The organism is Vibrio sp. STUT-A16 (assembly GCF_026000495.1).
GTDB lineage: Bacteria > Pseudomonadota > Gammaproteobacteria > Enterobacterales > Vibrionaceae > Vibrio > Vibrio diabolicus.
Genome location: NZ_AP026765.1, coordinates 2,686,617 through 2,701,488, shown reverse-complemented (window position 1 = coordinate 2,701,488; position 14,872 = coordinate 2,686,617). Strand labels below are relative to the sequence as shown.

The following is a 14,872-nucleotide window of genomic DNA, read 5'->3' as shown; positions in this document are numbered from 1 at the left end:
TAATAAAAGAGACTTAAATAATGGTGCGGAAGGAGAGACTTGAACTCTCACACCTTGCGGCGCCAGAACCTAAATCTGGTGCGTCTACCAATTCCGCCACTTCCGCAACTTGATCTGTAGATATCAAGATAATTGGTAAAATCTCAATATCATTGTATATGGCAGGGCTACCTGGATTCGAACCAGGGAATGGCGGCATCAAAAGCCGCTGCCTTACCGCTTGGCGATAGCCCTACTTTGCTCTAATAAAAGAGACTTAAATAATGGTGCGGAAGGAGAGACTTGAACTCTCACACCTTGCGGCGCCAGAACCTAAATCTGGTGCGTCTACCAATTCCGCCACTTCCGCAACTTGATCTGTAGATATCAAGATAATTGGTAAAATCTCAATATCGTTGTATATGGCAGGGCTACCTGGATTCGAACCAGGGAATGGCGGCATCAAAAGCCGCTGCCTTACCGCTTGGCGATAGCCCTACATTGCTCTAATAAAAGAGACTTCAATAATGGTGCGGAAGGAGAGACTTGAACTCTCACACCTTGCGGCGCCAGAACCTAAATCTGGTGCGTCTACCAATTCCGCCACTTCCGCAACTTATTCTGTAGTTATCAAGGTAATTGGTAAAAACCTAAATAACGTTGTTCATGGTGGCTACGACGGGATTCGAACCTGTGACCCCATCATTATGAGTGATGTGCTCTAACCAGCTGAGCTACGTAGCCATCTTTTGGAGCGAGACAATATAAACCTTCACGCTCTCAGTGACAACCCCTTTTATAAAGGAATCTCACTTGAATAATGGCAGGTCTACCTGGATTCGAACCAGGGAATGGCGGCATCAAAAGCCGCTGCCTTACCGCTTGGCGATAGACCTGCAGGCAATAGTCACAATGACTATTCAAAATATGGTGCGGAAGGAGAGACTTGAACTCTCACACCTTGCGGCGCCAGAACCTAAATCTGGTGCGTCTACCAATTCCGCCACTTCCGCATCTATTCCTAATTGCTCTGATAAAAAGAACACTTAGGAATGGTGGCTACGACGGGATTCGAACCTGTGACCCCATCATTATGAGTGATGTGCTCTAACCAGCTGAGCTACGTAGCCAAAACCATATTTTTTGCTCTCAACGCTTTGTTGCCTTGTCGTTGGGAACGGCGCGCATTATGCGAAGTTGAGTGAGATCCGTCAACAGTTTTTTTTAATAAATTTCGGAAAAAACCTCGTTCGCTTCCTTTTTAAACAAAGAGGCGTGTTTATGATCTAAAACTGGAAATAAATTAGCTCGCAGTTAGGTAATTTATTTTTGCTCATTTACTTAAGGTATTAAAAAAGCCAGCTTAGCAGCTGGCTTTTAGTGTAAATGAAGTGTTTAAAATTCATTCATTTAATTAAACATTGAAGCGGAAGTGTACAACATCACCATCTTTTACGATGTAGTCTTTACCTTCTAGACGCCATTTACCTGCGTCTTTTGCGCCATTTTCACCATTGAATTGGATGAAATCGTCGTAACCGACTACTTCTGCACGAATAAAGCCTTTCTCGAAGTCAGTGTGGATCTTACCTGCAGCCTGAGGCGCAGTTGCACCAACAGGGATTGTCCACGCACGTACTTCTTTAACACCTGCCGTGAAGTAGGTGTGAAGAGTCAGTAGCTCGTAACCAGAGCGAATTACACGGTTCAGCCCCGGTTCTTCGATCCCCATATCCGCTAGGAATTCTTCGCGATCTTCATCTTCTAGTTCAGATAGTTCAGATTCGATAGCTGCACATACAGGTACAACGACGTTGTTTTCTTTTTCTGCGAACTCGCGAACCGCATCTAGATATGGGTTATTTTCGAAACCATCTTCGTTTACGTTTGCAATGTACATAGTTGGCTTCAGTGTAAGGAAGTTTAGGTAGCCGATTGCTGCTAACTCTTCTTTAGATAGCTCAACTGTGCGCGCCATGCCGCCTTCAGTTAGTACTGGTAACAGTTTTTCTAGTACGGTTAGTTCAAATTTTGCGTCTTTATCGCCGCCTTTTGCCTTCTTCGCGTTACGTTGAATCGCGCGCTCACAAGAATCAAGGTCAGCCATTGCAAGTTCAAGGTTGATCACTTCGATATCTTCGATAGGTGAAACTTTACCTGAAACATGAACAATGTTTTCGTTTTCAAAACAACGTACAACGTGGCCAATCGCGTCTGTTTCACGGATGTTAGCTAGGAATTTGTTACCTAAACCTTCACCACGTGATGCACCAGCAACAAGACCAGCGATGTCCACGAACTCCATCGTCGTTGGAAGAACTCTCTGTGGGTTAACGATCTTAGCTAGTGCGTCTAGACGTAGATCTGGCACAGGAACCACACCAGTGTTTGGTTCAATGGTACAGAACGGGAAGTTTGCTGCTTCGATACCCGCTTTAGTTAGTGCGTTGAACAGAGTTGATTTACCTACGTTAGGTAGACCAACGATGCCACATTTAAAACCCATGATAGTAACCTTATTCAGCTTTGAACGTGTGGAGGCGATTTTGTGCTTTAGACAGGCCATCCTTAATCAGGATATCTAGACAACGAACAGCCTCATCAGCTGCTGCATCTAAAAGCTCTTGCTCTTTAGCTGGCGCTTTACCTAATACAAAACCCGCCACTTTATCTTTGTGTCCCGGATGACCAATGCCAATACGAAGACGATAAAAATCTTTGTTATTGCCCAGTTTGCTAATGGTGTCACGCAGACCGTTGTGTCCACCGTGACCCCCACCTTTTTTAAACTTAGCGACACCTGGCGGTAAGTCTAGCTCGTCATGAGCAACCATGATCTCTTCAGGTTTAATTTGATAAAATTTCGCAAGCGCAGCGATCGATTTACCTGATAGATTCATGAAGGTGGTTGGGATAAGCAAACGGAGATCCTGGCCATTGACCATAATGCGTCCTGTTAGACCAAAAAACTTTGGTTCGTTCTTCAGTGTAACGTTGTGAACGCGTGCTAATTCTTCTACAACCCAAGCGCCCGCATTGTGACGAGTTCTGGCGTATTCTGGTCCTGGATTAGCAAGACCAACAAGAAGTTTGATTTGTTGACTCAAGGTTAGGATCTCTCTGGAATCTCAAAAAGCGCAGTATGATAGCACAGAAAACTCGCGGTGGGCGACCAAGGGATTTTCTAGTTATCAGTACAAATAAAAAAACACCCCAAAGAGGGGTGCTTTTGAAATCAGTGTAACTGAAATGTTCGTATTAGTTGAACATTGCAGAGATTGACTCTTCGTTGCTGATACGACGAATCGCTTCAGCCAGCATGCGAGATAGGCTTAGTGTTGTCACTTTACCTGTTGCAGCCATCTCTTTAGACAGAGAGATAGAGTCAGTTACGATAACTTGGTCAAGAACTGAGTTCTTGATGTTATCCGCAGCGTTGCCTGAGAATACTGCGTGAGTAGCGTAAGCGAATACACGCTTAGCACCGCGCTCTTTTAGTGCTTCAGCTGCTTTACATAGTGTGCCACCTGTGTCGATCATGTCATCAACGATCACACAGTCACGACCTTCAACATCACCGATTAGGTTCATTACTTCAGAAACGTTTGCACGTGGACGACGCTTATCTACGATTGCGATGTCGATGTCGCCTAGTGCTTTTGCTGTTGCACGAGCACGAACAACGCCACCTAGGTCAGGAGATACCACTACAGGGTTATCTAGACCGCGAGCCTGCATATCTTCAAGTAGCACTGGCGTGCCGAAGATGTTGTCTACAGGTACATCGAAGAAGCCTTGAATTTGCTCTGCGTGTAGGTCGATAGTTAGAACGCGGTCAACACCAACGTTAGATAGGAAATCAGCAACAACTTTTGCAGTAATTGGCACACGCGCAGAACGTACACGACGGTCTTGGCGAGCGTAGCCGAAGTAAGGGATAACTGCAGTGATACGGCCTGCTGAAGCACGGCGCATTGCATCAATCATAACAACCAATTCCATTAGGTTGTCGTTAGTCGGTGCACAAGTGGATTGAATGATGAAAACATCGCTACCACGAACATTCTCATTGATTTGAACTGCAACTTCGCCATCAGAAAAGCGAGAAACAGATGCATCACCAAGAGAGATGTAAAGACGATCAGCAATACGTTGGGCTAGTTCAGGTGTTGCGTTACCAGCAAATAGCTTCATATCAGGCACGGTGGAAACCTCGGGTTTGCGTCCAGTTTAAATAGGTCGGTGTGAGGCTGATTGGTATTCAGCCAAAGTCTCTTTTAATGGCGAAATATTGCGCCCTTGAGCTACAAATGCCGAGACTTTATCAGAGAGTTGTGCAAGGATAGTTTCTGCTTCAGATTTGCTCGAAAATTCAGCAAAAACGCAAGATCCTGTCCCCGTCAATCTTGACGGCGCGTATTGTAGCAGCCAAGAAAGTTGCTTATCAACCTCTGGGTAGAGCATTCGTACAATTTTTTCGCAATCGTTTACGCTTGGCGTATTTAAAAGTGTTTCTAGATCTCGTTTTGGGGTGTTTCGCGTCAGATCTGGATGACAAAAAACGTCGACGGTTGCGATAGATACATTCGGTCTGACGACTAAATACCACTTTTCTTCGGGATAAGCAGGAGAGAGTTTTTCACCAACACCTTCAGCAAAAGCTGCAAATCCGCGCACAAATACGGGCACGTCTGCGCCCAGTTTTAAACCTATTTCAGCCAGTTCGTCGTCAGTTAGATTCAGTTGCCATAAGTAATTCAGTGCCACTAATGCTGTAGCTGCATTCGATGAGCCCCCACCAATGCCTCCACCCATAGGCAGCACTTTCTGTAGCTCAATATGCGCGCCAAAAGGGCAGTTTGAGTAAGCTTGAAGCGCGGTTGCTGCTTTCCAAATTAAATTGTCTTGAAGAGGCACACCTTCTATCTCTGGAGAAATCGTAATATCACCAGAATGGTTCGCTTGAATGGTGAGCTCATCGCCGTGATCGACGAATTGGAATAACGTTTGTAACTCGTGGTAGCCATTCTCTGTACGGCCGTTGATATATAGAAAGAGATTCAATTTCGCTGGTGATGGCCAGCGGGTTGAAAGTTCGATCATTGGGTGATGTTCCATTTTGTGATCACTAGATTTATTTTGACGTCAGCAGTGGTGAGTTTCAGCTTATTTGGCAGTGGTAGAGACTGCTCATGCCATTGAACATCGCCATACCGTTGATAAGCAATACGCCAATCATTTAAACCAATTTGTTTGTTTAACGCTTGCAGTGTATTGGTTGGGGACAATTGGAATTTGTCGGCATCGGTCGGTAGGCCTAATAGCCAGTCAGGCATGTGTTCAACGGGCATCATTAACCCCGTAAGACGGTAAATTAGCTGGTTTGCACTGCGAGAGGAAAGGACCTGATCGTCGTAAGTTTCTACTGTGGCACCTTGTGGGGTGATGGTGAGCTTCAATGCCGTTTGTCCGAGAATCGTAGTTAAACGCAACTGGCTTAGTGCTGAAGAATGTTTCCAGTAGAAATTTAAATTTTGTCTTTGGTCTGGGCCAATATAACCAAGTTTTCCCGTTGCTTGAAAATCTTGGATGGTCTCGAGTCGTTGCTCATGAGCTTGCCATTCAACGCTGGTAACACTTTCAGGAACGGAGGAACAACCAGCGAGCAGTAAGCTCGACAAGAAAAAAAGAATAAAGGAGCGTAACGTCATGTTTGATGGCTTATTAATCAGTTTCGTCGGGAATCGCTCACAACTATAGCATTGAAAAGTCGCAGTTAGGAAAACAAATCCGGCTTACCCTTTCAATAAATGCGTGCTTACAGTAAAATTCTGGACCTATTTTATAACCTATCCCAGAGATACCACGTTAGATGTCCTTGCTTGCTATTGGAATCAATCACAATACAGCGTCTGTCGACTTGCGAGAGAAGGTGGCGTTTGGTCCGGATAAACTCGGCCCTGCACTCGAGCAACTTAGAGAGCACGAAGCGGTTAACGGCAGTGTGATTGTTTCAACCTGTAACCGAACTGAGTTGTACTGCGATGTTAAGCAAGGAGCGCGAAACAAGTTGATCGATTGGCTTGCTCAATTTCATCAAGTGAGCCGCGAAGATTTAATGCCGAGTTTGTATGTGCATGAAGAACAAGCTGCAATAAAGCATTTGATGCGCGTATCGTGCGGCCTTGACTCTCTGGTGTTGGGTGAGCCTCAAATTTTGGGGCAGGTAAAGCAAGCATTTTCTGACTCGCGAGATCATCAAGCCGTCGATGCTTCAATTGATAAACTGTTTCAAAAGACGTTCTCAGTCGCCAAGCGTGTGAGAACAGAAACAGATATCGGCGGTAATGCTGTGTCCGTGGCTTATGCTGCATGTACATTGGCAAAACATATTTTTGAGTCGTTATCTGATTCAACCGTGCTTTTGGTTGGTGCGGGTGAAACAATTGAACTGGTTGCCAAGCACTTGGCGTCTAACGGCTGCACAAAAATGATTGTCGCGAACCGCACCAAAGAGCGCGCTCAAGGCTTAGCGGACCAATTTGGCGCAGAAGTGATCAGTTTGAACGAAATTCCTGAACATTTGGCGAAAGCGGATATCGTGATTAGCTCAACGGCGAGCCCATTGCCTATTATTGGCAAAGGTATGGTCGAAACGGCTCTGAAGCAGCGCCGACATCAACCTATCTTGTTAGTCGATATTGCGGTGCCGCGAGATGTAGAGTCGGAAGTCGGTGAACTGAACGACGCATATCTGTATTCTGTTGATGACTTGCAATCTATCATCGACAGCAACATTGAGCAGCGTAAAGTCGAAGCGATTCAAGCTGAAGCGATTGTTAGTGAAGAAAGCGCTGCGTTTATGACATGGTTGCGTTCACTGCAAGCCGTCGATAGTATTCGCGACTATCGCAAATCAGCCAACGAAATTCGTGAAGAGTTACTGAGCAAAAGTTTGCAATCTTTAGCGGCGGGCGCAGATCCGGAGAAAGTGCTGCGCGAGCTGAGTAATAAACTCACCAACAAACTGATTCACGCCCCAACTCGCGCACTGCAAAGTGCGGCAGAGCAAGGCGAACCAGCAAAATTAACGATTATCCGCCAGACACTCGGCTTGGATGATCTATAACTCACGCTTTTTATTAAGAAAACGACACTATGAAAGCCTCTATTCTGACTAAGCTAGAAACGCTAGTAGAACGTTACGAAGAAGTTCAACATCTTCTTGGTGATCCTGATGTTATTGGAGATCAGGACAAATTCCGTGCTCTATCAAGAGAGTACTCTCAGCTAGAAGAAGTAACCAAGTGCTTCCAAGCTTATCAACAAGCGCAAGAAGATCTTGTCGCCGCTGAAGAGATGGCAAACGAAGACGACGAAGAAATGCGTGAAATGGCGCAAGAAGAAATCAAAGAAGCGAAAGCGACTATTGAGCGTCTTACTGATGAGCTACAGATTCTTCTTCTGCCAAAAGATCCGAACGATGATCGTAACTGTTTCCTAGAAATTCGCGCAGGTGCGGGTGGCGACGAAGCGGGTATTTTCGCGGGTGACTTATTCCGTATGTACAGCAAGTACGCAGAAAAGCGTGGCTGGCGCATCGAGGTGATGTCTTCAAACGAAGCTGAACACGGTGGTTACAAAGAGATGATCGCAAAAGTGAGCGGCGACGGTGCGTACGGCGTACTGAAGTTTGAGTCTGGTGGTCACCGTGTGCAACGTGTTCCTGCAACTGAATCCCAAGGCCGTGTGCATACTTCTGCATGTACCGTAGCGGTGATGGCGGAAATCCCAGAGGCGGATCTGCCAGAAATCAAAGCAGCAGACCTGAAAATCGATACGTTCCGTGCGTCTGGCGCGGGTGGTCAGCACGTTAACACCACGGATTCTGCAATCCGTATTACCCACTTACCAACGGGTACGGTAGTAGAGTGTCAGGACGAGCGTTCACAGCACAAGAACAAAGCGAAAGCGATGGCAGTTCTTGCTGCTCGTATCGTTCAAGCGGAAGAAGAACGTCGTGCCGCAGAAGTGTCTGATACACGTCGTAACCTTCTAGGTTCTGGTGACCGCAGTGACCGTATTCGTACCTACAACTACCCACAAGGTCGTGTGTCTGATCATCGTATCAACCTAACCATCTATCGTTTGAACGAAGTGATGGAAGGTGACCTGCAGAGCTTGATTGATCCTGTGATTCAAGAGCACCAAGCAGACCAACTTGCGGCGCTCGCAGAGAACGGCTAATTGATGAGCCAAGTTCAATCAATTGAGCAAGCACTGAAAAGTGCGACGGCGAAACTGGCAGAAGGCGGCAAAGAGTCGCCTTCTCTCGATGCAGCTGTACTCCTCTGCCATGTCCTTGGCAAACCACGAACTTATCTACTGACCTGGCCAGAAAAAGCATTAGAAGCAGAGCAACAAGCAAAATTCGACGCTCTACTTGAACGACGTTTAGCTGGTGAACCCGTCGCTTATATTATTGGTGAGCGAGAGTTTTGGTCTCTACCGTTCAAAGTTTCTCCCTCTACCTTGATCCCAAGACCGGATACAGAACGTTTGGTCGAAGTTGCACTCGATAAGACCTATGAGCAAACAGGACCTATTTTAGATCTTGGAACGGGGACGGGGGCAATTGCTATCGCACTCGCATCTGATATGCCAACACGTCAAGTGATGGGCGTAGATCTCAAGCAAGAAGCGAAAGCACTTGCAGAGTACAATGCTGAGCAGCTAAACATCAAAAATGTGACCTTTGCTCAAGGCAGTTGGTTCGAGCCTATTGCAGAGGGTACGAAGTTTGCTTTAATTGTCTCCAATCCGCCGTATATTGATGAAAAAGATCCACATTTATCCCAAGGTGATGTGCGCTTTGAGCCAAAATCTGCATTAGTTGCTAAGGAGAATGGTTTAGCCGATATCCGCCATATCTCGGATCTTGCTCGTCAGTATCTTGAAGTGGGCGGTTGGCTGGCATTCGAACATGGTTATGATCAGGGTGATGCCGTACGTGAGATAATGCGTGGTTTTGGTTACCAACAAGTTGCCACGGAAAAAGATTACGGCGGTAACGATCGAGTAACGCTCGGTTGTTTTGCCTGTTAATCACGGAAGTCAGCAAACACTAACAAAAAAGAGAAGAAAAATGTACGTAGCTCTAAAACACATACACTTAGTGACGATTGCGCTCAGCGCGACACTATTATCGATCCGATTCGTGTTAATGATGATGAACTCACCGAAGCGAAATAATCGCTTTTTGAAAGTGTTTCCCCACATCGTTGATACTGCATTGCTAGTGTCAGGTATCGCGCTTATTTTCATTACTGGTTTCATCCCGTTTACTGATGCCGCACCGTGGTTAACAAACAAAATCACCTGCGTACTGGCGTACATTGCACTCGGTTTCTTCTCGTTGAAGCTTGCGAAAAACAACCTACTGAAGATATTTGGCTTTTTCGGCGCATTAGGTTGGTTGGTCATGGCTGCAAACATTGCTGTGTCTAAGAGCCCTACGTTATTTGGATAAGACGTCATGTTAGAGTTTTTTGACGAAGATTTTGACAATATACCGTTGGTGGAAGGTGCGCTTGAGCTAAACAAAGCGATTAACCCAGAAACCAAAGTACATTGGGCGAAACAAGAGTTAGAGCGTCTTTATAAAGATGCAGAAGCCACGCTTGTTCATGAAACCGATGAAGAGCAGCGATTTGATGCATTCCTACGACTGTTTTTCTATGAGTGGGGATTCAAAGGCGACGAGCAGGAATACTTTATTTCGGACAACAGCTTTATCGATAAAGTGTTGGAGCGCCGAAAAGGTATCCCGGTTAGTTTAGGTTCGATTTTATTATATCTAGGTAAAAAGCTGGGTTTCCCGTTGAAGGGAGTCACTTTCCCTACTCAGTTTCTTCTAAAAGTCGATTGGATGCATAAAAAGCCAGACTACATTAACCCATTTAATGGTGAGTATGTGGGGGAAAGAATTCTCCAAGCTTGGCTTATTGGGCAAGAAGGGCCGTTGGCTCAGTTAAAGCCAGAACACTTTGAAGAAGCTGACAATCCAACCATTATTGGTCGCTGGTTAGCGTTGATCAAAAGCGCGATGTTACGTGAAGAGCACTACACGCTGGCGTTGCGTTGTACGAACCTTGCGTTAACCTTTGTGCCAGATGACCCATACGAGATTCGTGACCGTGGTTTTATTTTCCAACAGCTAGAGTGCCCTCAAGTGGCGGTGTCAGATTTTCAGTACTTTATTGACCAATGCCCTGACGATCCGGCTTCTGAGCTACTAAAATCACAAGTTAATGTGATGAGTGAAACGCACGTCACACTTCACTAATTTTATCGATGTGCCGAACTGTGGCGTATCGTGGACAGAAAAAGAGAATCAAAATGGAACAGAAAATCGTTAATATAGGCGACATTCAGGTTGCTAACGACAAGCCATTCACCCTATTTGCAGGTATGAACGTTCTTGAGTCTCGTGATCTTGCGATGCAGATCTGTGAGCACTACGTAAAAGTAACGGAAAAACTTGGCATTCCTTACGTATTTAAGGCGTCGTTTGACAAAGCAAACCGCAGTTCTGTTCATTCATACCGTGGCCCAGGCCTTGAAGAAGGTATGAAAATCTTCCAAGAGCTAAAAGACACATTTGGTGTGAAGATCATCACTGACGTTCACACTGAAGCGCAAGCTCAACCTGTCGCTGACGTGGTAGACGTTATTCAGCTTCCTGCATTCCTAGCTCGTCAAACTGACCTTGTTGAAGCAATGGCAAAAACAGGTGCGGTTATCAACGTGAAGAAACCTCAATTTATGAGCCCAGGTCAAGTGGGTAACATCGTTGAGAAGTTCGCGGAATGCGGTAACGACAAGATCATCCTATGTGAGCGTGGCTCTTGCCACGGCTACGATAACCTAGTCGTAGACATGCTTGGCTTTGGTGTGATGAAAAATGCGTCGAAAGGCAGCCCAATCATCTTTGACGTAACGCACTCACTACAGATGCGTGACCCGTCAGGTGCGGCGTCTGGCGGTCGTCGTGAGCAGACAGTTGAACTTGCGAAAGCGGGTCTAGCAACAGGCATCGCAGGTCTATTTATCGAGGCGCATCCAAACCCAGACCAAGCACGCTGTGATGGCCCATCTGCACTGCCGCTAGACAAGTTAGAACCGTTCCTAGCGCAAATGAAATCTCTTGATGATCTGATCAAGAGCTTTGCAGATATCGATATCAAGTAAACGCCAGATGACTGGTGATCAAATGCAATAGCCAACCTCGTGTTGGCTATTTTTTTATCAGATGGCGCATCATTCTCAGCTTCTTGCTGTAAAGGCTCTAGGCTGCTGGGAATGTGCATCAGTGACTCCCAATAAGAAAAAAGGTAAATAAATGAAGCAGCGTCTGATTATTAAAACTGCGTTGAGTGCCGCTATTTTGGCCTCGTTAGCTGGGTGTGCTACGCAATCTGCACCAGAATGGAATGCCGATACAACCTATAAATTGACCGTGTTGCACACTAACGATCATCATGGTCGCTTTTGGCAAAATCGATACGGTGAATATGGCATGGCGGCGCGTAAAACGTTAATCGATGATTTGCGCGAAGAAATACAGGCTGAGGGGGGGAGCGTGTTATTGCTTTCTGGTGGTGACATCAACACAGGAGTACCTGAGTCTGATTTACAAGATGCCGAGCCGGATTTTAAAGGCATGAGCAAAATTGGTTACGATGCGATGGCTCTGGGTAATCATGAGTTTGATAATCCATTGGACGTGCTATTCAAGCAGCAAGAGTGGGCAAACTTTCCGATGTTGTCTGCCAATATTTACGATAAAAGTACTGGCAAGCGTTTATTCCAACCATACGCGATGTTTAAAAAGCAGGGCATTAAAATTGCGGTCATTGGTCTTACAACCGAAGACACAGCGAAACTTGGCAACCCTGAATTCATTGAACAAATTGACTTCCGTGACCCAAAAGAAGAAGCCAAGAAGCTGATTGCAGAACTGAAAGAGACAGAGTATCCAGATCTGATTTTTGCTGTCACGCATATGGGACACTATGAAAATGGTAATAGAGGCATCAATGCTCCTGGCGATGTGGCGTTAGCTCGTTATTTGAATGACGGCGATCTCGACATGATCGTTGGAGGACACTCACAAGAACCTGTGTGCATGGAAGGACCAAACGTTATCAAAAAGAACTTTAAACCAGGTGATGAATGTCAGCCCGATAAACAAAATGGTACCTTTATTGTTCAGGCACATGAGTGGGGGAAATATGTGGGACGCGCCGATTACGAGTTTCGTAATGGCGAACTCTCGATGGTGAGCTACGATCTGATCCCAGTAAACTTGAAAAAGAAAGTTAAAGTTGATGGTCAGTCGCAACGAGTCTCTATCCAAGAAGAGATTAAACAAGACGAAATGATGCTTGAGTTTCTTCGTCCTTATCAAGAAAAAGGTCAGGGCAAGCTAAACGTGAAGATTGCAGAATCTAACGGTAAGCTTGAGGGTGACCGCAGTGTGGTTCGTTACCAGCAAACAAACTTAGGTCGATTAATTGCAACGGCTCATATGGAACGGGCAAAAGCAGATTTTGCCGTAATGAATTCTGGCGGCGTTCGCGATTCGATTGCAGCAGGTGACATTACCTACAAAGATGTGCTGACTGTTCAGCCATTCGGCAATATGGTCTCTTACGTTGATATGACGGGCAAAGAAGTATTGGATTACCTAAATGTTGTTGCAACTAAGCCTGTCGACTCTGGAGCTTACGCGCAGCTTGCGGGTATTGCGATGAGTATCAATAATGGTGAGGTAACCAATGTGTTCATTGGTAATAAGCAACTTCGCTTAGATGATAATTACCGCTTTACCGTACCAAGCTATAATGCTGCTGGTGGTGATGGTTACCCTAAAATCGACGATCATCCAGGGTATGTAAATACAGGTTTTACCGATGCTGAGGTTTTGAAGGATTATTTAGAAACACACAGCCCTATTGATGTTAATGAGTATGCCCCTTCAGGTGAAATCACGTATTTAGTTGATACGGCGATTGATCAGTAACCCAACAGAGAAAAAGCGATTGACTCAAACTCGCTGATATCATTAACTAAAAGCGCAGATCCAATTCAATCTGCGCTTTTTGTTTTTATGAGGAGAATCTTGATGACTCCGGCCATTAATCTTGCGAAAAAGAAAAAAATTCCACACACGATTCATCAGTATGAGCACGACCCTAGAGCCGATAGCTATGGCTTGGAGGCTGCTGAAGTACTGGGGCAGGATCCGAAAACAGTATTTAAAACCTTGCTGTTCTGCTTGAACGGCGAGCCAAAGAACCTTGCGGTTGCGATTATCCCTGTTGATCAAAAGCTGAACCTAAAACTCGCAGCGAAAGCAGCGAAGGGCAAAAAGGCCGATATGGCTGATCCGGAAATCGCGCAAAAGACCACAGGTTATGTTGTTGGTGGGATTAGCCCACTGGGGCAGAAAAAAGCCTTACCTACTTTTTTGCACGAAAGCGCAGCAGAGCAAGACACCATCTGTGTGAGTGCAGGTAAACGTGGTTTAGAAATCGAGTTAGCCCCGAAAGATTTGCTTGGATTAACTCGTGGTCAGTTTGCACCTCTTTGTTTGTAAACTCATGACAAATAAAAAGGACGCTCATGAGCGTCCTTTTTTGATCTTGCCTGTCAGAGAAGCGTTACTTACTTCTTCAGACTCAATGTACCACCGGTGCGTTTAGCTGGTTTGCTTGGCTTCGCGGCATTTGGGTTCATGTAATGCTGCTTAGGCTTACTCGGTGATTGAGGCTTGTTTGCTGAGTGCGTATTGCTCGATGCATCTGGTTTACGGTGTGATTTTCCATGCTCGCCTTGCGGTCTGCTACGTTCACCTTGTGGTTTCGCTTTGTAATGTTCTTTAGCTGGACGTCCGCCTTCATCGTCACGCTGACGACGCTTTTGTTGACCTTTTTTCGAGTTTGGAGCATGACGAAAATCGTCTGCGTTATTTCCGCGGTAGGTACGTGGCTTTTGATTTCGTCGAGATACCGAGTCTTGGTTTTCTTCACGGCTGTCATATAACTTCGCGTCGGTCGCTTTACGAATATTGCGGCCTTTTGAGTCAACACGAGATGCCTCTTCTGTACCCACCGAACCATCGCACATAGCAAGAATCTCAGCGACTTCATCGTCAGTTAAGTAACGCCATTTTCCGTTCGGAATACCGTCAAGAGAGATATTCATGATTCGAACACGACGAAGCTTAAAGACTTCGTAACCTAGTGCTTCACACATACGACGGATTTGGCGGTTAAGTCCTTGAGTGAGCACAATACGGAAAGAGAACTTAGTCTCTTTCGTTACCTTACAAGGTAGAGTGACGGTATCGAGAATCTTAACGCCGCTCGACATCTGTTTGAGAAACTCACCTGTAATCGGTTTGTCCACGCGCACAACGTACTCTTTTTCGTGGCTGTTGCCAGCACGGAGGATTTTGTTAACGATGTCGCCATCGTTGGTCAAAAAAATCAGACCATCAGAGGGTTTATCCAAGCGGCCAATCGGAAAGATACGTTTTTTGTGACCGATAAAATCAACGATGTTTCCAGGTACATCTCGTTCTGTTGTACAGGTGATGCCTGTTGGTTTATTGAGAGCGATATAAATCGGCTTCTCTTTTGCTGCAACTGGCTTACCATCCACACAAACATCATCACCAGGTAGCACTTTTGTACCCATTTCAGGCTTGTTTCCATTAATGGTGACACGACCTTGTTCAATCAGTCTGTCTGCCTCACGGCGTGAACAAAAGCCAGTTTCACTGATGAATTTATTTAATCGTTTAGCGTTGTCTTGTGACATTTTGGTC

14 protein-coding genes and 9 tRNA genes are annotated in these 14,872 nt (G+C 45.6%); 8 read left to right on the top strand and 15 right to left on the bottom strand.

Annotation, left to right across the window (positions count from 1 at the left end; genetic code table 11):
• Nucleotides 1-21 precede the first annotated feature (21 nt).
• The 14 genes from OO778_RS12850 to lolB form a co-directional block, all read right to left on the bottom strand.
• A tRNA-Leu gene (locus OO778_RS12850) sits at nucleotides 22-106 on the bottom strand.
• Between the two features lie 53 nt (nucleotides 107-159).
• Nucleotides 160-234: transfer RNA gene (locus OO778_RS12845), tRNA-Gln, on the bottom strand.
• Between the two features lie 30 nt (nucleotides 235-264).
• Nucleotides 265-349 (bottom strand) — tRNA-Leu (locus OO778_RS12840).
• A 53-nt stretch (nucleotides 350-402) separates the two neighbouring features.
• Nucleotides 403-477 (bottom strand) — tRNA-Gln (locus tag OO778_RS12835).
• A gap of 30 nt (nucleotides 478-507) precedes the next feature.
• Nucleotides 508-592 (bottom strand) — tRNA-Leu (locus OO778_RS12830).
• 54 nt (nucleotides 593-646) lie between these two features.
• A tRNA-Met gene (locus tag OO778_RS12825) sits at nucleotides 647-723 on the bottom strand.
• 77 nt (nucleotides 724-800) lie between these two features.
• Nucleotides 801-875: transfer RNA gene (locus tag OO778_RS12820), tRNA-Gln, on the bottom strand.
• A gap of 32 nt (nucleotides 876-907) precedes the next feature.
• Nucleotides 908-992 (bottom strand) — tRNA-Leu (locus OO778_RS12815).
• A 40-nt stretch (nucleotides 993-1,032) separates the two neighbouring features.
• A tRNA-Met gene (locus OO778_RS12810) sits at nucleotides 1,033-1,109 on the bottom strand.
• A gap of 284 nt (nucleotides 1,110-1,393) precedes the next feature.
• Nucleotides 1,394-2,485: a redox-regulated ATPase YchF gene (gene ychF, locus OO778_RS12805; protein WP_005393178.1), complete on the bottom strand. Its 1,092-nt coding sequence runs from the start codon at nucleotides 2,483-2,485 to the stop codon at nucleotides 1,394-1,396.
• A 10-nt stretch (nucleotides 2,486-2,495) separates the two neighbouring features.
• Nucleotides 2,496-3,086 (bottom strand): aminoacyl-tRNA hydrolase, encoded by a 591-nt coding sequence (gene pth, locus OO778_RS12800; protein ID WP_005384112.1) that lies wholly within the window; start codon nucleotides 3,084-3,086, stop codon nucleotides 2,496-2,498.
• Nucleotides 3,087-3,237: 151 nt separating this feature from the next.
• A complete protein-coding gene (locus OO778_RS12795; RefSeq protein ID WP_005393176.1) occupies nucleotides 3,238-4,182 on the bottom strand; it encodes a ribose-phosphate pyrophosphokinase in 945 nt (314 codons plus the stop codon).
• A 27-nt stretch (nucleotides 4,183-4,209) separates the two neighbouring features.
• On the bottom strand, nucleotides 4,210-5,082 hold the full coding sequence (gene ispE / locus OO778_RS12790; protein ID WP_005384108.1) for a 4-(cytidine 5'-diphospho)-2-C-methyl-D-erythritol kinase: 873 nt from the start codon (nucleotides 5,080-5,082) through the stop codon (nucleotides 4,210-4,212).
• Nucleotides 5,079-5,690: a lipoprotein insertase outer membrane protein LolB gene (lolB, locus tag OO778_RS12785; RefSeq protein ID WP_005393172.1), complete on the bottom strand. Its 612-nt coding sequence runs from the start codon at nucleotides 5,688-5,690 to the stop codon at nucleotides 5,079-5,081. Before lolB ends, ispE begins: the two co-directional genes overlap by 4 nt.
• A gap of 161 nt (nucleotides 5,691-5,851) precedes the next feature.
• Between lolB and hemA the strand changes: the two genes are divergently transcribed.
• From hemA to ybaK, 8 genes are all read left to right on the top strand, one after another.
• A complete protein-coding gene (hemA, locus tag OO778_RS12780) occupies nucleotides 5,852-7,108 on the top strand; it encodes a glutamyl-tRNA reductase (protein WP_005384104.1) in 1,257 nt (418 codons plus the stop codon).
• A gap of 29 nt (nucleotides 7,109-7,137) precedes the next feature.
• Nucleotides 7,138-8,226: a peptide chain release factor 1 gene (gene prfA / locus OO778_RS12775; protein ID WP_006743330.1), complete on the top strand. Its 1,089-nt coding sequence runs from the start codon at nucleotides 7,138-7,140 to the stop codon at nucleotides 8,224-8,226.
• A 3-nt stretch (nucleotides 8,227-8,229) separates the two neighbouring features.
• A complete protein-coding gene (gene prmC, locus OO778_RS12770; RefSeq protein WP_264909940.1) occupies nucleotides 8,230-9,084 on the top strand; it encodes a peptide chain release factor N(5)-glutamine methyltransferase in 855 nt (284 codons plus the stop codon).
• 40 nt (nucleotides 9,085-9,124) lie between these two features.
• Nucleotides 9,125-9,508, top strand: coding sequence for a SirB2 family protein (locus tag OO778_RS12765; RefSeq protein WP_005382225.1), 384 nt, complete (start codon nucleotides 9,125-9,127; stop codon nucleotides 9,506-9,508).
• Between the two features lie 6 nt (nucleotides 9,509-9,514).
• Nucleotides 9,515-10,324, top strand: coding sequence for a SirB1 family protein (locus OO778_RS12760; RefSeq protein ID WP_264909939.1), 810 nt, complete (start codon nucleotides 9,515-9,517; stop codon nucleotides 10,322-10,324).
• A gap of 53 nt (nucleotides 10,325-10,377) precedes the next feature.
• Entirely contained in the window at nucleotides 10,378-11,229 is an 852-nt protein-coding gene (gene kdsA / locus OO778_RS12755) for a 3-deoxy-8-phosphooctulonate synthase (RefSeq protein ID WP_005384095.1), read from the top strand.
• A gap of 151 nt (nucleotides 11,230-11,380) precedes the next feature.
• Nucleotides 11,381-13,063, top strand: a complete 1,683-nt coding sequence (gene ushA / locus OO778_RS12750) for a bifunctional UDP-sugar hydrolase/5'-nucleotidase UshA (protein ID WP_264909938.1) — start codon at nucleotides 11,381-11,383, stop codon at nucleotides 13,061-13,063.
• Nucleotides 13,064-13,165: 102 nt separating this feature from the next.
• Nucleotides 13,166-13,639, top strand: coding sequence for a Cys-tRNA(Pro) deacylase (gene ybaK, locus OO778_RS12745; RefSeq protein WP_085342950.1), 474 nt, complete (start codon nucleotides 13,166-13,168; stop codon nucleotides 13,637-13,639).
• A gap of 68 nt (nucleotides 13,640-13,707) precedes the next feature.
• Here the strand turns inward: ybaK and rluF are convergent, their stop codons facing one another.
• Entirely contained in the window at nucleotides 13,708-14,865 is a 1,158-nt protein-coding gene (rluF, locus tag OO778_RS12740) for a 23S rRNA pseudouridine(2604) synthase RluF (RefSeq protein WP_006743334.1), read from the bottom strand.
• Between the last annotated feature and the right edge of the window lie 7 nt (nucleotides 14,866-14,872).